The sequence below is a fragment of the Micromonospora rifamycinica genome, from assembly GCF_900090265.1.
GTDB classification, from domain to species: Bacteria; Actinomycetota; Actinomycetes; order Mycobacteriales; family Micromonosporaceae; genus Micromonospora; species Micromonospora rifamycinica.
This window is the reverse complement of the sequence record NZ_LT607752.1, coordinates 5,603,476-5,621,460: the sequence shown is the minus strand read 5'-3', so window position 1 is coordinate 5,621,460 and position 17,985 is coordinate 5,603,476. Positions and strand designations below refer to the sequence as shown.

The 17,985-nt window shown below is 74.7% G+C and carries 15 protein-coding genes; 8 read left to right on the top strand and 7 right to left on the bottom strand.

Annotation, left to right across the window (positions count from 1 at the left end):
* Window positions 1–7: 7 nt before the first annotated feature.
* Genes GA0070623_RS23695 through lysX form a run of 3 tightly spaced genes read right to left on the bottom strand, consistent with a single transcriptional unit; the run spans window position 8 to window position 4,994 of the window.
* Window positions 8–916 carry an alpha/beta fold hydrolase gene (locus tag GA0070623_RS23695; RefSeq protein WP_067310199.1) on the bottom strand — a complete coding sequence of 303 codons (909 nt, stop codon included), beginning with the start codon at window positions 914–916 and terminating at the stop codon, window positions 8–10.
* Window positions 913–1,638 (bottom strand): DUF998 domain-containing protein, encoded by a 726-nt coding sequence (locus GA0070623_RS23690; RefSeq protein WP_067310197.1) that lies wholly within the window; start codon window positions 1,636–1,638, stop codon window positions 913–915. Before GA0070623_RS23690 ends, GA0070623_RS23695 begins: the two co-directional genes overlap by 4 nt.
* Complete coding sequence (lysX, locus tag GA0070623_RS23685; protein WP_231932532.1) at window positions 1,635–4,994, bottom strand: bifunctional lysylphosphatidylglycerol synthetase/lysine--tRNA ligase LysX; 3,360 nt, start codon at window positions 4,992–4,994, stop codon at window positions 1,635–1,637. The genes GA0070623_RS23690 and lysX overlap by 4 nt, the downstream gene beginning before the upstream one ends.
* 205 nt (window positions 4,995–5,199) lie before the next feature.
* Here lysX and GA0070623_RS23680 point away from each other — a divergent pair, with 205 nt between their 5' ends.
* The 4 genes from GA0070623_RS23680 to GA0070623_RS23665 all read left to right on the top strand — a co-directional run bounded on the left by GA0070623_RS23680 (window position 5,200) and on the right by GA0070623_RS23665 (window position 10,164).
* A complete protein-coding gene (locus GA0070623_RS23680) occupies window positions 5,200–6,339 on the top strand; it encodes a carboxylate-amine ligase (RefSeq protein WP_172898455.1) in 1,140 nt (379 codons plus the stop codon).
* Window positions 6,340–6,678: 339 nt separating this feature from the next.
* Entirely contained in the window at window positions 6,679–8,049 is a 1,371-nt protein-coding gene (locus tag GA0070623_RS23675) for an FAD-dependent oxidoreductase (RefSeq protein ID WP_067315392.1), read from the top strand.
* A gap of 209 nt (window positions 8,050–8,258) precedes the next feature.
* Window positions 8,259–9,206 (top strand): PDDEXK family nuclease, encoded by a 948-nt coding sequence (locus tag GA0070623_RS23670; RefSeq protein ID WP_084261637.1) that lies wholly within the window; start codon window positions 8,259–8,261, stop codon window positions 9,204–9,206.
* Window positions 9,207–9,297: 91 nt separating this feature from the next.
* The gene (locus tag GA0070623_RS23665) at window positions 9,298–10,164 is read left to right on the top strand and encodes an aminoglycoside phosphotransferase family protein (RefSeq protein WP_067315374.1); all 867 of its coding nucleotides are present in this window, start codon (window positions 9,298–9,300) and stop codon (window positions 10,162–10,164) included.
* Between the two features lie 15 nt (window positions 10,165–10,179).
* On the opposite strand, the gene GA0070623_RS23660 is transcribed toward GA0070623_RS23665, so the two are convergent.
* The gene (locus tag GA0070623_RS23660; RefSeq protein ID WP_067315377.1) at window positions 10,180–10,986 is read right to left on the bottom strand and encodes an Fpg/Nei family DNA glycosylase; all 807 of its coding nucleotides are present in this window, start codon (window positions 10,984–10,986) and stop codon (window positions 10,180–10,182) included.
* A 62-nt stretch (window positions 10,987–11,048) separates the two neighbouring features.
* The gene (locus tag GA0070623_RS23655) at window positions 11,049–11,579 is read right to left on the bottom strand and encodes a hypothetical protein (protein WP_067315380.1); all 531 of its coding nucleotides are present in this window, start codon (window positions 11,577–11,579) and stop codon (window positions 11,049–11,051) included.
* A 175-nt stretch (window positions 11,580–11,754) separates the two neighbouring features.
* On the opposite strand from GA0070623_RS23655, the gene GA0070623_RS23650 reads away from it, so the two are divergent.
* The 4 genes from GA0070623_RS23650 to rocD all read left to right on the top strand — a co-directional run bounded on the left by GA0070623_RS23650 (window position 11,755) and on the right by rocD (window position 15,425).
* A complete protein-coding gene (locus tag GA0070623_RS23650; RefSeq protein ID WP_067315389.1) occupies window positions 11,755–11,988 on the top strand; it encodes a GntR family transcriptional regulator in 234 nt (77 codons plus the stop codon).
* Between the two features lie 198 nt (window positions 11,989–12,186).
* Window positions 12,187–13,047, top strand: coding sequence for a DMT family transporter (locus tag GA0070623_RS23645; RefSeq protein WP_089004359.1), 861 nt, complete (start codon window positions 12,187–12,189; stop codon window positions 13,045–13,047).
* A gap of 351 nt (window positions 13,048–13,398) precedes the next feature.
* Window positions 13,399–14,214 (top strand): dimethylargininase, encoded by an 816-nt coding sequence (gene ddaH, locus GA0070623_RS23640; RefSeq protein WP_172898454.1) that lies wholly within the window; start codon window positions 13,399–13,401, stop codon window positions 14,212–14,214.
* Window positions 14,211–15,425 carry an ornithine--oxo-acid transaminase gene (gene rocD, locus GA0070623_RS23635; RefSeq protein ID WP_172898453.1) on the top strand — a complete coding sequence of 405 codons (1,215 nt, stop codon included), beginning with the start codon at window positions 14,211–14,213 and terminating at the stop codon, window positions 15,423–15,425. The genes ddaH and rocD overlap by 4 nt, the downstream gene beginning before the upstream one ends.
* 67 nt (window positions 15,426–15,492) lie before the next feature.
* Here rocD and GA0070623_RS23630 read toward each other — a convergent pair whose 3' ends face one another.
* Both GA0070623_RS23630 and GA0070623_RS23625 read right to left on the bottom strand, forming a co-directional pair.
* Complete coding sequence (locus GA0070623_RS23630) at window positions 15,493–16,545, bottom strand: fatty acid desaturase family protein (RefSeq protein ID WP_067313978.1); 1,053 nt, start codon at window positions 16,543–16,545, stop codon at window positions 15,493–15,495.
* Between the two features lie 226 nt (window positions 16,546–16,771).
* Complete coding sequence (locus GA0070623_RS23625) at window positions 16,772–17,923, bottom strand: FHA domain-containing protein (RefSeq protein WP_067313977.1); 1,152 nt, start codon at window positions 17,921–17,923, stop codon at window positions 16,772–16,774.
* Window positions 17,924–17,985: the final 62 nt, after the last annotated feature.

Genomic DNA, 17,985 nt, shown 5'->3' with positions numbered 1-17,985 from the left:
CCCCAGACTAGGACCCGCTGTCACGCCGGACGGCCGCGACCGCGGCGGCCACCACCGCCGGCTGGTCCACGTGCACCAGGTGCCGGGCATCCCGGAACACCTCCTGCCGACCGGCCGGGAAGCTCGCCGCCAACCGGGCGTGCCCGACCCGCCACGCCGCCCGGCCCGCCGGGGTGGTCACGTCGCCGAGCGCGGTCAGCACCCGCACCGGGAGCACCGGCGCGGGTGTCACCGCCCGCAACGCCAGCAGCTCCGCCGCCACCGCCGAATGCGCCAGCCACTGCGTCAACGCCCCCACCAGCACCGCCCCCGAACCCCACGGCACCGCCGACGCCGGGTCGGGCGGCCGGACGCTCATCCGGTGCACCGCCCGCCGCCACGCCCACGGGCCGCACCGACGGGCCAGCCCGGACCGGTCGAGCCCTCCGGCCAGCACCGGGGCGAGCGCCGCCGCCGCGCCGGCCGACCGCGCCGACCACCACCCCCACCGCGTCGCCCCGCCCGGATCCACCAGGCTCGGATCCACCAGCACCAGCCCGGCCAGCCGGCCCGGATGCCGCCGGGCGTACGCCTCGGCGGGCAACGCCGCCGCCGAGTGCGCCACCAGCACCGGCCGGCCCAGCCCCGCGACGGCCACGTCGATCCGGCCCAGCTCGGCGACGGCCACGTCGATCCGGCCCAGCTCGGTGGTGAGGGTGGGCACCCGGCCGTCGTCCGGCCGGTCCAGCCGGCGTACCCGGCAGCCGGCGGCGGTCAGCAGCGGGACCAGCCGGTCCCAGGTCGACGCCCCCTCCCCCATCCCCGGGCAGAGCAGCACCCCCGGCCCGCCGGCCCGGGCCGCCCGGTCGTCGTGGGCCGCGGGCCGGACCGCCCGGTCGGCGCCGGCGGCGGGCCGGTCGGCGGGTGGGCCGGTCACCGGGACCGCTCCGGGCGGGAGCCGGTCCCCCGGAGGGCGACGGCGGCGGCCAGCAGCAGCCAGCCGGACAGCCCGGCCAGCTGGGTCCGCTGCCACAGGCCCAGCCCGTACCCCGGGTGGACCGAGGCGACCAGCGTCCCGACCGTGCCGACCGCCAGCACCACCGCCACCACCAGGCCGGTCCGGCGGCGGGCCGGGCCGCGCAGCACGGCGAGCAGCGCCACCAGGGAGAGCAACGCCCCGGCCACCGCCACCGACGAGGTGACGGTGTGCGCCTGGTGCCGCCAGGACAGCTCACCCAGCTCCTCCAGCCGCGCGCAGCGGGCGTCCACCGACGGGGCGCAGTCCATCGTGGTCCAGCCGCCGTCCACGGCGGTCGCCACCCCGAAGACCACCAGCCCCCAGCGGGCCACCCGGGGCACCTCCCGGGCCACCCGGCCCAGCAGCACCCCGGCCACCACCGCACAGAGCCCGGTCACCACGTCGCCGAGCTGGAAGAACAGGTGGTACGGCTGGTCCCGCGCGGCCAGCTCGCTCAGGTAGCTCCGCACCGGCCGCAGCCCCGGATTGAGCACCGGGGCGAGCAGCCAGGAGGCGTAGCAGACCGCCGCCGCCAGCAACGCCACCGCCGCCCCGGTCCGGGCGGCCCGGTGCCCGTCGCCCGCACGGCCCGCCGACCCGGACGCCGGGTCCGGGTCAGAGTGCGGGCGGGGGCGGCTCACGAGGACTCGCGGACCATCGGGAACGGCAGGGTCTCCCGGATGGACCGGCCGGTCAGCAGCATCACCAGCCGGTCCACGCCCAGCCCCAGACCACCGGTCGGCGGCATCGCGTACTCCAGCGCGGTGAGGAAGTCCTCGTCCAGCTCCATCGCCTCCGGGTCACCGCCGGCCGCCTTCAGCGACTGGGCGGTCAACCGCCGTCGCTGCTCGGTCGGGTCGACCAGCTCCGAGTACGCGGTGCCCAGCTCCATCCCGAACGCCACCAGGTCCCACCGCTCGGCCAACCGGGGATCGGCCCGGTGCTGGCGGGTCAGCGGCGAGACCTCGGTCGGGAAGTCCAGATAGAAGGTGGGCAGGTCGGTGGCCGCCTCGACGAGCCGCTCGTACAGCTCCGACAGCAGCTCGGCGCGCTGCCAGGCCGGGTCGTACGGCACCCGGGCCGCATCGGCGAGGCGGCGCAGGGCGGCGACGTCGGTGTCGACCGTGACCTCCTCGCCCAGCGCGGCGGAGACCGCCCCGTGCACGGTGTGCACCGGCCACGGCCCGCCGATGTCCACCAGCTCACCGGTGTCGGGTCGACGGGCCAGCGGAGCGCCGTGCACCGCCACCCCCGCCGCCACGATCAACTCCCGGGCCAGCTCCCGCATGTCGTGGTAGTCGGCGTACGCCTGGTACGCCTCCAGCACGGTGAACTCCGGGTTGTGGCTGAAGTCGACGCCCTCGTTGCGGAACACCCGGCCCAGCTCGTAGACCCGCTCGACACCGCCCACCGCGAGCCGCTTGAGATACAGCTCGGGGGCGATCCGCAGGGTCAACCGCAGGTCGTAGGCGTTGCTGTGGGTGACGAACGGGCGGGCGTTGGCACCGCCGTGCACCCGTTGCAGGATCGGCGTCTCCACCTCCAGGAAGTCCCGCGACACCAGGGTCCGCCGCAGGCTGGTCAGGGTGGCGCTGCGCGCCCGCAGCAGCTCCCGCGCCTGCGGGTTGATCGCCAGGTCCAGGTAGCGGCGGCGGACCCGCGCCTCCGGGTCGGCCAGGCCGTGGTGCTTGTCCGGCAGCGGGCGCAGGCACTTGGCGGTGAGCCGCCAGTCGGCCACCCGGACCGACACCTCGCCGCGCCGGGTGGCGTACACCTCGCCGGTCGCGCCGACGTGGTCACCGATGTCGACGGTGGCCCGCCACCGGTCCAGCTCCTTCTCCAGCACCAGTTGCAGGTCGCCGCTGCCGTCACGGACGGTGACGAAGCAGATCCGGCCGTGGTCGCGGACCAGCAGCACCCGCCCGGCCACCGAGACCGTCTCCCCGGTCCCGGTGTCCGGGGCCAGCCCGGCGTGCCGCCGCCGCACCGCCGCGCAGTCGTCGGTCCGCGGCCACCCCACCGGGTACGCCTCGACGCCCTGTGCCCGCAGCCGGTCCAGCTTCGCCCGCCGGACCCGGACCTGCTCGGGAAGCTGCTCGCGGGCCGGTTCCGGGCTGACCGCCTGCACCGCACCGGCGTCCGGCGGCACGAAACCCACCCCGCCCCCGGCCGGGGGCACCCCGTGCAGCGGGGACGGCCGGCCACCGGGCAACGCCAGGAAGCCCTCCGCGACCGCGGCGGCCAGCCCCACCCGGGCCAGCTCCCGCCGCTCGCCGAAGCACAGGTAGCGGGGCGTCCAGTGCGGCTGGTACTTGGCGTTGGACAGGTACAGCGACTCCAACTGCCACCAGCGGGAAAAGAACAGCAGGGTACGCCGCCACAACCGGATCACCGGGCCGGCGCCGATCCGCGCGCCCTGCTCGAAGACCGACCGGAACACGGCGAAGTTCAACGACACCCGCTCGACGCCCAGCCGGGGGGCGGCACCGAGCAGCGCGGCCACCATGAACTCGGTGACCCCGTTGTCGGCGGTGCGGTCCCGGCGCATCAGGTCCAGCGACAACCCGTCGGCCCCCCACGGGCTCAGCGACAGCAGCGCCCGCACCCGGCCGCTGCCGTCCCTGGCCTCGACCAGCACACAGTCGCCGTCGGCCGGGTCGCCGAGCCGGCCCAGCGCCATCGAGAAGCCGCGCTCGTGTTCGGTGTCCCGCCAGCGGGTAGCCAGCGCGGCGAGGTCAGCCAGGTCGGCCGGCGGGATGTCGGCGTGCCGGCGGACGGCGGCGGTGTACCCGGCCCGCTCGGCCCGGTGCACCGCCTGCCGGACCGGCCGCATGTCCCGCCCGCCCAGGTCGAACTCCCGGGCCAGCAGAATCGCCTCGTCGCCCAGTTGCAGCACCTTCAGCCCGTGCCGGTGGTAGGCCCGCGCGCCGATCTCGCTGGCCCCCATCACCGCCGGGGTCCAGGCGTACTCCCGGGCCTGGTCCAGCCAGGCGGTGATCGCCGGGCCCCACGCCTCCGGGTCGCCGACCGGGTCGCCGCTGGCCAGGCTCACCCCGTTGACCACCCGGTAGGTCAGCGCCGCCTTCCCGCTGGCCGAGAAGATCGCCGCCTTGTCCCGCCGGGTGGCGAAGTAGCCGAGCGAATCCCGGTCGCCGTAGCGGGCCAGCAGCTCCCGGATCCGCTGCTCCTCGTCGGGGTGCAGCACGGCGGCGGCGCGCTGCGAGCGCAGCAGGGTGAACAGGCCGGCCAGGAAGGCCACCGCGCCCATCCCGCCGAGCAGCAGGTTGACCCAGCCGGGGGCCTGACCCTGCCGGGTGACGTCCAGGGTGATCGCGCCGCCGAAGACCTTCTCGATGGCGTACCCGACCCGGTCCAGCCAGCTGTGCAGGCTGCCGGGCACGGCGGTGAGCAGCAGGTAGCCCAGCCCGACGGCCGCCGTGGCGAGGCCGAAGAACACCCCGAGGGCGCGTCGGGTGCTGCCGCTGCGGACCCGGGCGTAGAACTCCCGTCGGGCGGCCCGCAGCAGCGCCAGCGCGACGGCGGCGAAGCCGATCCCCACCCAGACGCCGACGGTCTCGACCAGGGTGAACAGCCGTCGGCCGGCGTCGTCGGTGAGCCGGTCCGCGCCGACGGTCACCAGCAGCAGGCCGGTCAGCACGCCGACGACCAGGCTGAGGATGAGGTAGACGACCAGCACCCAGTACGCCAGCCGCTTGCGACGCAGCACCGCCGCGGCGAGGGTGCCGAGGAAGACGGCGTACGCCAGGTTGGCGGGGGCCGGCACCAGCAACGTGTCGATGGTGCTGCGGACCGGCTGGAACTCGGCGTTGGCCGCGCTGCTCACCGCCGCCAGCGCGCAGATCGCGGCGACGAACCACAGCAGCGACGCGAACATCCTCGGCACCTGCCGCCGCCAGTCCGGCGCGGGCGGCCGGACGGGCTGGCCGGGCCGGACGGGCAGCGGGGACGCCTCCCGGGCCACCGTCGTCGGGGTCACCTGGCCTCCCTCCCTCGCCGCCCCGACCCGCCCCGGCCGGGGCGGGGGTGCGGCACGGCACCGGTCGGCGGACCGGGCCATGGTAAGCATCCGGCGCGACGGCTCGCCGTGTCGCGTTTTCTCCGCCGGACACCGCGGGTAATGGGCCGGGCAGGACCGCAGCGGACCCGCCGCGGCCGGGACGGACGGACGGACGGTGATGGCGATGACCAGTGGGGTGGCGGCCGGGGAGGTGACTCCGGAGCGGACCGGGGTCGACCGGCTCACGGTGGGGGTGGAGGAGGAGTTCCTCCTGGTCGATCCGCACACCGGTGCCGCGGTGCCCGCCGTCGACCTGGTCATGGAGCAGGTGCCGGCCGAGCTGCGCGGGCAGGTGGAGCGGGAGTTCCAGACCAGCCAGATCGAGATCGGCAGCCCGCCGGGGTTGGAGCTGGCGTCGATCCGGCACTCGCTGGGCGTGCTGCGCGGCGCGCTGGCCGACGCCGCCGAGCGGGCCGGCGTCCGGGTGCTGGCCATCGGGACGGGGCCGGCGGCGGGACCGGTGCCGGCGGTGGTCGACAAGCCCCGCTTCGACCGGATGATCGAGCGGTTCCGGCTGCTGGTGCCCGGCCCCGGCAACAACGGCATGCACGTGCACGTGGGTGTCCCCGACCCGGACACCGGGGTGCAGGTGCTCAACCACATCCGGCCGTGGCTGCCGGTGCTGCACGCGATGACCACCAACTCGCCGTTCTCGGAGGGCGTCGACACCGGGTACGCGAGCTGGCGGTCCGTCGAGTGGGAACGCTGGCCGTCGGTGGCGCCCACCCCCTACCTGGAGTCCCACGAGCACTACGAGCGGCTGATCCGGCAGTTGATCTCCAGTGGGGTGATGCTCGACGAGGGGATGCTCTACTGGTACGCCCGGCTGTCGGCGAAGTACCCGACGGTGGAGGTCCGGATCGGCGACGTCTGCCCGTCGGTCGACGACGCGGTGCTGGTGGCCGCCCTGGTCCGGGCGTTGGTAGCCACCGCCATGGCGGACGTGGCGGCGGGCCGCCCGGCGGTCAACACCGACCACCACCTGCTGGTCGCCGCGCACTGGCGGGCCGCCCACGACGGGCTGGAGGGCGACGGCGTCGACCTGGCCAACGGTGAGCTGTGCCCGGCCTGGGAGCTGGTGGACCGGCTGGTCGAGCGGGTCCGCCCGGCGCTGGTGGCGCACGACGACCTGGCCGAGGTGACCGACCTGCTGGCCGGGCTGCGTCGGCACGGCACCGGGGCCGCCCGGCAGCGGGCCGTGTTCGCCCGGTCGGGCCGGCTGGAGGACGTGGTCGCCGAGGTCGCCCGGCAGACCCGTGGCTGACCGGCCCGGGACTGGCCGCCGTCGGGCCGGCCGACCCGACGCCGGTCGTCGTTCCGGCGACCGGCGTGTCGGTGACCGTCGTGGTGCGGACCGACCCGACAGTCGCCGGGGTGTCGGTGACCGTCGTGGTGCGGACCGACCCGACAGTCGCCGGGGTGTCGGTGACCGTCGTGGTGCGGACCGACCCGACAGTCGCCGGGGTGTCGGTGACCGTCGTGGTGCGGACCGACCCGACAGTCGCCGGGGTGTCGGTGACCGTCGTGGTGCGGGCCGACCCGACAGTGGCCGGGGTGTCGGTGGGCCGCCCGGGGACGGCCGGTGCGTGGAAGAGTGGGCGTCGTGGCAGAGCGGCTGATCGTCGTCGGAGGGGACGCCGCCGGGATGGCGGCGGCCTCCCAGGCCCGTCGTCGCCGGGGCGTCGACGACCTGGAGATCATGGCGTTCGAGCGGGGACACTTCACGTCGTACTCGGCGTGCGGCATCCCGTACTGGATCAGTGGGCTGGTCGAGGAGCGGGACGCGCTGATCGCCCGCGACCCGGCCACCTTTCGCGACGACTTCGCCATCGACGTGCGGCTGCGCACCGAGGTCACCGGCATCGACCTCGACCGGCGGGAGGTCACCGCCCGCCGGCTCGACGACGGCGGCGAGGTCCGCGAACGGTTCGACACCCTGATGTACGCCACCGGCGCGGTCCCCAACCTGCCGGACTGGGCGGACGACGACGTCGACGGCATCTTCGGCATCCAGACGCTGGACGACGCGGCGGGGTTGCGGGCCTGGCTCGACGGCACCCCCGAGCCCCGCCGGGCGGTGGTGGTCGGCGGCGGCTACATCGGGGTGGAGATGGCCGAGGCGCTGATCCAGCGCGGGCTCGCCGTCACCCTGGTCGAGCGGGGCGAGCAGCCGATGGCCACGGTCGACGAGGACATGGCCCGCCTGGTCGCCGAGGCGATGCGCGGGCTGGGCGTCGAGATCCGTACCGGCGTCACGGTCAGCGGGGTCGAGCAGCGCGACGGTCGGGTGTCCGCGGTGGTCACCTCCGCCGGCCCGGTGCCGGCCGACGTCGTGGTCCTCGGCCTGGGGGTACGCCCCAACACCGCGCTCGCCGCCACCGCCGGCCTCCCGCTCGGCAAGACCGGCGGGGTGCTGGTGGACCGGCGGATGCGGGTGGTCGGGGTGCCCGACGTCTGGGCGGCCGGCGACTGCGTGGAGACCCTGCACCGGGTCACCGGCATGTCGGTGCACGTCCCCCTCGGCACCCACGCCAACAAGCAGGGCCGGGTCGCCGGGATCAACATCGGCGGCGGGTACGCCACCTTCCCCGGGGTGATCGGCACCGCCGTGACGAAGGTCTGCGACCTGGAGGTGGGGCGTACCGGGCTGCGGGAACGGGACGCCCGGGCGGCCGGGTTCGAGTTCGTCTCGGTGATCGCCGAGTCGACGAACCGGGCCGGCTACTACCCGGGGGCCCAACCGATGACGGTGAAGCTGATCGCCGAGCGGCCCACCGGCCGGTTGCTCGGCGCACAGATCGTCGGCCGTTCGGAGGCGGCGAAGCGGATCGACGCGCTGGCCGTGGCGCTGTGGAACGAGATGACGGTGGACGAGATGACCGCCCTCGATCTCGGCTACGCCCCGCCGTACGCCCCGGTCTGGGATCCGGTGCTGATCGCCGCCCGCAAGGCCGTCGACGCCCTCGACCGCTGACCCGCACCGCCTACCGCCCACCCCCACCGACCACCCGCGCCGCCCCGCCCCGCTCTGCGCCGCACCGCCGCGCAAGGCGCGCCATACCGCTCCACCGTGCGCCGCACGCCGCACCATCGCGTGACGGTGCGTCGGCACGCGTCCCTTTGTGGAGAGTTGTTGTCGCTGGGGCGACAACAACTCTCCACAAAGCATGGTCTGCTCGTCGGATGCGGATGCCCGGCGACGACGATGCCGCCCTCGACTGGCTGCTCTTCACGCAGGCCGGGGTGGTGAGCTGGGCGCAGGCCACCGCCGAACTCACCCCTTCCCGGGTCCGCCACCTGCTGGCCACCGGCCGCTGGGAGCGGGTGTGCCGGGGCATCCTGCGGGTCGGCGGTGGCCCGGTGACTATCGACCAGTCGCGCTGGGTGGCGGTGCTGGCCGCCGGTGCCGACGCCGTCCTGGCCGGTCTCGCGGCGGCCCAGGCGGGGGGCCTGCGCGGGCGGTGGCGGCACGAGGCGGTGGACGTGCTGATCCCGTACCAACGGCAGGCTCCCGACCTGCTGCGCCGGCTGCCGCTCGGCATGCCGGCGGTGCGGGTACGACGGACCCGGCACCTGGGCGACGAGGACCGGCAACGGGGGCGGCCGGACCGCACCACGATGGCCCGCTCGCTGATCGACGCGGCTCAGTGGATGCGCAGCGACGACGACGCCCAGGCGGTGCTGGCGGCCGGCTGCCAGCAGCGCCGGGTCACCCCCGGGGAACTCGACGCGGTGTCCCGTCGACTGCCCCGCCTGCGCCGGTCGACTCTGATCCGGCACACCGTCGCCGACCTGGCCGGCGGCGCGGAGGCGCTGTCCGAGATCGACCTGGTCCGGCTCTGTCGCCGGTACGGGCTGCCCCGGCCCGAGCTGCAGGAACGGCGACTCGACGCCGACGGGCGGACCCGCTACCTGGACGCCTACTGGCGGCGGTGGGGGCTGCACGTCGAGGTCGACGGGGCACACCACATGGACGTCCGGCAGTGGGCGGCGGACCTGCGCCGGCAGAACGGGGTGTGGATCTCCGGGGACCGGATCCTGCGGTTCACCGCGTTCGACGTCCGCCACCGCCCCGACGAGGTGGCGGCCCAGCTCCGCGCCGCCCTCACCGCCGCTGGCTGGCACCCCTGACCAGCCCCGGCGCATCCGGTCGTCGCGTTCTGTGTGGAGAGTTGTTGTCGCCAGGGCAGCAACAACTCTCCACGGTCGCCACAATGGGGCGGTGGAGATTCCGGCCGGGTTGTCGTGGGTGCGGCAGACGCCGGAGGGGCGGGAGTGGCTGGCCACCCTGCCCCGGTGGCGGGACGAGTGCGCGCGGCAGTGGTCGCTGCGGCTCGGCGAGCCCTTCCCGTACGCGTTCGCCTCGCTGGCGATGCCGGCCGAGCTGCCCGACGGCACAGCGGCGGTGCTGAAGTTGCAGTACCCCGACCCGGACAGCAGGCACGAGGCAGACGCGCTGGCGTACTGGGACGGCGAGGCCGCGGTCCGGTTGCTCGCCCACGACCCGCGGCGGCGGGCGCTGCTGGTGGAGCGGTGCCGACCCGGCTCGCCGCTGCACGAGCTGCCCGCCGACGAGGCGGTGGACGTGGTCGCCGCGCTGCTGCCCCGGCTGTGGCGGCGGGCGGCCGGGCCGTTCACCCCGCTCGCCGAGGAGGCCGCCGGCTGGCGGCACCGGCTACCCGAGCGGTGGGAACGGGCCGGCCGGCCGTACGGGCGGCGGCTGGTCGACGCGGCGCTCGACCGGCTCGACCGGCTGGTCGACACCCAGGGCGAGCAGGTCCTGGTCAATCAGGACATGCACGCCGGCAACGTGCTGCGGGCCACCCGCGAACCGTGGCTGGTGATCGACCCGAAGCCGTTGCTGGGTGAGCGGGAGTTCGCGGTGGTGCCGATCGTGCGCGGCGTCGAGCTGGGGCACTCCCCGGCGGGGGTACGGCGGCGGCTGGACCGGATCACCGGCGCGCTCGGGCTGGACCGGGAACGGGTGGCCGACTGGACGGTCGCGCACTGCCTCGCGTGGAGCCTGGACGGCGACAAGGTCTTCACCAACCAGGTCGAGGTGGCCAGCTGGCTGGTCGACGGCCCGTAGCCGCCCCGGCCGGGGTCAGGGTTGGCAGGTGGGGCACCAGTAGAGGTTGCGACCCGCCAGCGCGCCCCGGCTGACCGGGCTGCCGCAGACGTGGCAGGGTTCGCCGGGGCGGCGGTAGACGTACACCTCGCCGCCGTGCCGGTCGACGCGGGCGGGGCGGCCCATCGCCTCGGGCAGGTGGGCGTCGCGGACGGTGTCGATCCGGCCGCTGCCCACCGCCAGGGTCATCAGCGCCACCAGGTCGGCCCAGAGCGCCACCCAGCCCGCCGGGGTCAACTGCCGGCCGGGCAGCGTCGGCCGCAGGCCGGCCCGGAACAGCGCCTCGGTCACGAAGATCAGGCCGGTTCCGGCCACCACCGACTGGTCCAGCAGCAGCGCGGCGAGCGGGGTGGGGCTGCGCCGGATGCGGGCGTACGCCCGGTCGGGGTCGGCGTCGGCGCGCAGCGGGTCCGGGCCGAGCCGGTCGCGCAGCGCCGCCACCTCGGGCGGGGTGAGCAGTTCGCAGGCGGTGGGTCCGCGCAGGTCGAGCCAGTGCCGGTCGCTGGCCAGCCGCAACCGGATCTGCCCCACCGGTACGGGCGGCTCGCCGTCCCCGTCGGTGAACCTGCCGTACAGGCCGAGGTGGACGTGCAGGGTGCGCTCATCGGCGTGGTGGTGCAGCAGGTGCTTGCCGTACGCCTCGGTGCCGTCGAGGACGGTGCCGGAGAGCACGGCGGCGCCCTCGGTGAAGCGGCCCTGCGGGCTGCTGGCGGTGACCTTGTCCCCGGCGAACAGCTCGGCGTGCCGGGCCGCCAGGCGGTGGATGGTGTGTCCCTCTGGCACGGGTACCAAGGGTAGTCAGGCGTCGCGGAACACCGGGTTCGGGCGGCCCCCTACCGGGTGGACTACGCCCAGCGCCCCCCGTTGCGTCCCGCCCTGGCCATGTCGAGCAGATTGGCCAGCCGGTACCGCAGGACCCGCGACTGCCCGACCGACAGGACCAGGCTCGTTTCCGCGCCGCCCTCCACGCTCGTCAAGCGCACCGTCGGCTCGGCAGCCGGGTGAAGGGCCTGCACCAGGGCCACGCCGACGATGAATGCTTCTGGTCGGTTGGTGTCCGAGCGGAGGATGCGGGAACGGTGCCGACCCCGACGTTCGCAGTCGTCCCGGTTGCACCAGTGCGGGTGCGTCAGGTCGGCCGGAGCGCCGCCAAGGGCACCGGTCGGGTAGACGAACACGTCACCGCAGGACCGTTTCATGTCCGGTGCCATACCCGTCACGTGGGCCGCCAGACCGGCTTGGGCGACCGCTGCGCTCGCGCGGACGGTGTGCGCCGCGCAGGTGTACGCACAGGCGTCCAAGGAGCCGGGCGTGTACAGCTCGATCCGGACCGTCGCAGGGTCTCCGCAGGTGGCCAGGGTAGGTAGGGTGCTCATGGTCGCCTCCTAGCTCGGCGATCAAGGCCCCCGGCCAGCGGCGCAATCGCTGGTCGGGGGCCGCCTTCGTGCGGGGCACGACAAATGTACAGTCCATGTACGTCTAGTTTCTAGACGTCTATAGGCTGGACATCCCTGAACACGTATAGATCCTGTGCGTGTTTACGCTCCGCCCATGACGAGCCCGCTGAACAACGTGCCGCTCTACCGGCAGTTGGCGGACGTGCTCGCCAGGGAGATCGAAGAGGGCAAGCTGCGCCCCGGCCAGCCGTTGCCCAGCGAACTGCACCTGCAGCAGACGTACGGCGTCGCCCGGGGAACCGTCCGGATGGCAATGCGTGAGCTGCGCGAACGCGGCCTGGTCGTCACCGTTCACGCCCGAGGAACGTTCGTCGCCGACAGGACGTAGCCCGCATGGGCGAACCTGCCCGACGTGACGGGTCCGGGTGGGCCGGTCGAGGTCGCCGGCCACCGGGCTCACACCACCACGGCCGACCACCCCCGATGGTCGGCGTGTGGTCGATCGGCGCACGGGGTACATACCGGTCGTTCCCGCGTGGCGGCCACCGACCCTTCCGAGGGCTGCACGCATCGACAAGGAGGTGTGGTGGTGAACGTTCCTTCGCTCCTGCGGCGTCGTACGGCGCAGGACAGCAACGGTGACGGGGTGGTCGACGCGCGCGACGGCCAGCCGGTGGTGACGGACCGGGACGGCGACCGGACGACGTACCGCAGCGGGTCGCCGGCCGCCGACGGCCAGCGCGACGCCGACGTGGCGCGACGCACCGACGGCCAGCGCGACGGCGACGCGGAGCAGCGGGCGGCGGAGCGCGCCGCGCTGGCGCGGGCGGCGACCGCCCGCAGCGCCGTCGACGGCACCCGTAGCGCCGCCGCTGCCACCCGGCCCGCACCCGTCGACGACGAGCCGCGTACGCCGACCGACCCGATCCGGGTCGCCGACACCGCTCCGGTCCGGACCGCACCGCGCCCGGTGGACGCCGACCGCCTGACCGACCGGGACCGGACGACGCCCGCCGCACCCGCCGGTGTCGTTGCACCGGCCGTTGTCGCCGCCCGCCCCGCCGACCGGGACCGGGTGGCCGCCGACGAGGCCCGCCCGGAGCCCCCGGTGGCGGCCGGTCCGAAGGCGCGGACCAGCCTGCTCGCCACCCTCGGCCTGGTCGTCTCGGTGGTGGGTGCGGCGTTCGTGCTCACCGGCACCCTGGCCGGGTACGGCATCGCGCTCGGCGCGCTCGGTGCGGTCTTCGCGGTGCTGGGCCTGGTCGCGACCCGGCGGCGGCACGTGGCCGGCACCACGGACGCGCTGCTCGGCGTGCTGGTCGGCCTGACCGCGGTGGTGCTGGGGGTGCTCGCCTTCACCGGGCAGTTCGACTGGCCGACCACGGACGGCGACTGGGTGGCCCGGTTCCGCGAGTGGCTTGACTCACAGTTTGTGGACCGGTTCTGAGGGCACATTTGATCTCGCCGGCGGTTCGCCGGCGATGTTGGACCAGCCGGCTCGCCGGCACCGCCCGACCAGTCTGGTGGTTCACCAGCCGGGCACCCACTCGTTCGGGGGCAGCGGTTCGCCGCCACCGATGCGTACAGGGGCCGTCACCTCCGCCGGGGTGGCGGCCCCTTCGCGCGTGCTCCACGCAACGGATCGCCACCAGTGACCGCCCAGACGCAACGAACCACCGCCGGACGCAAGTGTCGGCGGTGGTTGTCGTACCCCCGGCCCGCATACCGTTGAGCCACGGCGCCAGCCCGTGGGCCACGGAGGCCGGGCGCGCCCGAACCCGGGAGCAGGACAATGCCGATGGACGCCACCAGCCAGCGCTTCCTGATGTGCCGGCCGACGTACTTCGCCGTCGACTACGCCATCAACCCGTGGATGGACCCGACCGCGCCGGTCGACACCGCGCTGGCGGTCCGGCAGTGGGAGCAGCTCCGCCGCACCTACCTCGACCTCGGCCACACCGTCGAGCTGATCGACCCGGTCGCCGGCCTGCCGGACATGGTCTTCGCCGCCAACGGCGGCACGGTCATCGGGGACCGGGCGATGGCGGTGCAGTTCCGCGACCCGCAGCGCGCCGACGAGGCCCCCGCCTACCGGGCCTGGTTCGAGGCCGCCGGCTTCGAGGTGTACGACCCGAAGCACGTCAACGAGGGCGAGGGCGACGTGCTGCTGGTCGGCGACCGCCTGCTCGCCGGCACCGGGTTCCGCACCGCGCACGCCTCGCACGCCCAACTGCAGGAGGTCTTCGGCTATCCGGTGATCACCCTGCAACTGGTCGACCCGCGCTTCTACCACCTGGACACCGCGCTGACCGTGCTCGACGAGCGGACCGTGGCGTACCTGCCGGAGGCGTTCTCCCCCGGCAGCCGCGCGGTGCTGCGTCGGCTGTTCCCGGACGCGGTCCACGCCAACATGGCCGACGCCGAGGTGCTGGGCCTCAACGCGGTCGGCGACGGCCGGCACGTGGTGCTGCCCGCGCAGGCCACCGGGCTGGCCGCGCAGCTGCGCGACCGGGGCTACCAGACCATCGGTGTCGACCTGTCCGAGCTGCGCAAGGCCGGCGGCGGACCGAAGTGCTGCACGTTGCGACTCCGTCAGGGAAAGGCGAGCCAGTGATCGACGACATGCTGCGGACCCCGTCCGCCGTCCGGGACGCGGAGCGGTACACCGCGCACAACTACCACCCGCTGCCGGTGGTGATCTCCTCCGCCGAGGGCTCCTGGCTCACCGACGTCGACGGCCGCCGCTACCTGGACTGCCTCGCCGGCTACTCGGCGCTGAACTTCGGCCACCGGCACCCGGAACTGATCCGGGCCGCCCACGAGCAGCTCGACCGGCTCACCCTGACCAGCCGGGCGTTCATCCACGACCAGTTCGCCGACTTCTGCCGGGAGCTGGCCACGCTCTGCGGCAAGGAGCTGGTGCTGCCGATGAACACCGGCGCCGAGGCGGTGGAGACCGGCATCAAGGTGGCCCGCAAGTGGGGCTACCAGGTCAAGGGGGTCGCCCCGGGGCGGGCGAACATCATCGTCGCCGAGGGTAACTTCCACGGTCGGACCACCACCGTCGTCAGCTTCTCCACCGATGAGGACGCCCGCGCCGACTTCGGGCCGTACACCCCCGGGTTCACCGTGGTCCCCTACGGGGACCTGGCGGCGCTGGAGGCGGCGATCGACGGGAACACCGTCGCCGTGCTGCTGGAGCCGATCCAGGGCGAGCAGGGGGTCGTGCTGCCGCCGGAGGGCTACCTGCCGGGCGTACGCCGGGTCTGCACCGAGCGGAACGTGCTGTTCGTCGCCGACGAGATCCAGTCCGGCCTGGGCCGCACCGGGCGTACCTTCGCCTGCGACCACGAGGGCGTCGTGCCGGACATGTACCTGCTGGGCAAGGCGCTCGGCGGCGGCATCGTGCCGGTCTCCGCGGTGGCCGCGGACGCCGACGTGCTCGGCGTGCTCAAGCCGGGCCAGCACGGCTCCACGTTCGGCGGCAACCCGCTCGCCTGCGCGGTCGGCACCGGGGTGGTCCGGCTGCTGGCCACCGGCGAGTTCCAGCGCCGCTCCGCCGAGCTGGGGGAACGGTTGCGGGCCGGGCTGGAAGGGCTGCTCGGCAAGGGTCTGGTGGCGGTGCGGGTACGCGGGCTGTGGGCCGGGGTGGACATCGACCCGGCGTTGATGACCGGCCGGCAGGCCTGTGAGCGGCTGATGGAGCGGGGGGTGCTCGCCAAGGACACCCACGGCTCGACCATCCGGCTGGCCCCGCCGCTGGTGATCACCGCCGACGAGATCGACCACGCGGTGGCGCAGCTCGCCGCGGTGCTGGCCGGCTGACCCCGTACCACGGGAGGGGCGCCGGGACCGCGGTGGTCCCGGCGCCCTTCCGCCGACGTCCCCGGGCTCAGCCCTCGCGCAGCGGTCGCCCCACGGCGTGCAGGTGCGCCAGCCCCTGCCGGTACGAGTCGATCAGCCCGGTCTCCGCGTACGGGATGCCCTGCTCGGCGCAGTACGCCTGGACCAGCGGCCGGGCCCGGCGCAGGTTGCCCCGGGGCATGTTCGGGAACAGGTGGTGCTCGATCTGGTAGTTGAGGCCGCCCAGTGCCAGGTCGACGAGCCGGCCGCCCGCCACGTTGCGCGACGTCAGCACCTGCTTGCGCAGGTAGTCGAGGTCGTCCTCGTCGGTCGGCATCAGCATGCCCTTGTGGTTGGGGGCGAACGCGCACCCCATGTAGAGCCCCCAGAGCGCCTGGTGGATGGTGGCGAAGACCAGCGCCTTCCCCGGTGACATCACCGCCAGCAGCAGGCCGACGTAGCCGACGGTGTGCACCACCAGCAGCAGCGCCTCCACGACCCGGTGCCGCATCGGCACCCGCCAGCTACCGTCCGGCCCGCGGTCGGTCAGCGCCCGGATGCTCGCCACGTGCAGCGCCAGCCCCTCCAGCAGGAGCAGCGGGAAGAACAGCCATGCCTGCCGGCGGGCCATCCACCGGCCGAGGCCCCGGGTCGCCATCACCTGTTCGTCCGTCCAGACCAGCACGCCTGCGCCGACGTCCGGATCGTCGTCGGCGTGGTTCGGGTTGGCGTGGTGCCGGTTGTGCTTGTCCACCCACCAGCCGTAGCTGAGGCCCACGGCGAGATTGCCGGCGATCAGGCCGGCCGCCTCGCTGGGACCGCGGCGGCGGAACATCTGCCGGTGCCCGGCGTCGTGGCCGAGGAACGCCACCTGGGTGGTGGCCACCGCCATCACGACCGCCGTCGCCAGCTGCCACCACGAATCGCCGACCATTGCCACCAGGACCCAGCCGGCCAGGAAAGCGCCCAGGGTTCCGACGATGCGGACCGCGTACCGGCTGGGACGCCGATCCAACAGCCCCGCCTCGGCGACCCGGCGGGACAGGCGCGCGTAGTCGCTGCCCCGCCGGGCGGTCGACGCTGCCAACGTCGAAGAACTCATCTGATGTCGCCCTCCGGTACGCGGGAAGCACTCGGTGTGCCACCCTCCGTGACCAATCCTCGCCACATCGACCGCGTCGGACAATCCTGTCAGCCCCCGATTCCGGGGTGGTGTTACCCCTACTGGACCCGCGCCCGGTGGGACGCCGCCGCCCGACGGGCAGGGGCGGTGACGGTGGCGGGGCTCCGGACACGTGCCGGGGGCGCACCCCCGGCAGCGGTGCCGGTCAGTTACGCGGCAGCCGCATCGCCATGGTGGGGGCCTCGGCCATCACCGACGTCGGGGTGAACGCCGCGCCGGTGGGCAGTTCGCGGGCCCGGCCGATCTGCACCCCGGGATAAAGCTCCACCATGTCCGCGCCGCCGAGCACCCGGGACTGCTTCGGGGCCAACGCGACCCGCTCCGCCTCGGTCATCGAGCCGTTCGGCCGGATGCCGGAGCCGTTGGTGCTGACGTCGGTGACGATCACCTCGCCGACCCGCAGCTCGAACCGGACGTGGGCCCGGCTGATCCAGCGTCGCGCCTCGTCGTTGAGCCACTGGCCGAGCATCACGCCGCCGGACTCCTCGGGTGCCCGGCCGACCGTCACCGGCTGGTCCTCGGTCAGCACGAAGCGGCGGCGGATCAGGCCGCCGATCCGGATCGCCAGCACCTCGCTGCGCGGCCGGGGGCCGGCGTCGGAGAGCCGGACCCCGTGCCGGGGGCAGGTCGGCACACCGTTGCGCAGGGCCGGCGGCGGCTGACCGGCCGGGGCGCGGTCCACCCGGGCCAGGTCGGCGAACGCGCCACCGCCACCGCCGCCGCCGAACAGCGCGCACCCCGGCTCGGGGCAGCGCCACTGCCGGGCCAGCAACTGCCCGCCGGTCGGGGAGCGGTCGCCCTCGACCGGGGTGTGCCCGCCGCCGACGTGGGCGACGAAGGCCGGACCGCCGGCACCGGGCACCGGGGCGACCACCCGCCCCGGCTGCTCCACCAGCCACGGGAACCGACCGCGCAGGCCGTCCCACCGGACCCGGCTGACGACCGGGAGACCGAGCAGGTCGGCCACCTCCAGCATCCGGTCACCGGGGTTGTCGAGCACCTCGACCAGGCCGTCGTCGGCCCAGCGACGGACCACCATCCGCTCGTTGGAGGTGAGGTCGGCGTCGGAGAGCAGCGCCCGGTGCACGACCGCGTAGACCGGGACGCTGTCCTCGGCCAGCTCGCGGGAGAGCGCGTCGATCACCATGCCGAGCCGCAGCAGGCTCGCCGGACGGCCCCCGTCGAGGTCCTGGTAGCGGATCACCTCGGCCAGGTCCAGGACGGCTCGGGCCAGGGACGGGTCGGTGCAGACCCGCCCCTCGATGGCGTCCAGCACCTTGCTGATCTCGAATCTCATCGCGCGCTCCGGGGGATCTCGTCGCTCTGCCGGGCCGCCACCGCCGGCCCGACCAGCGCCCG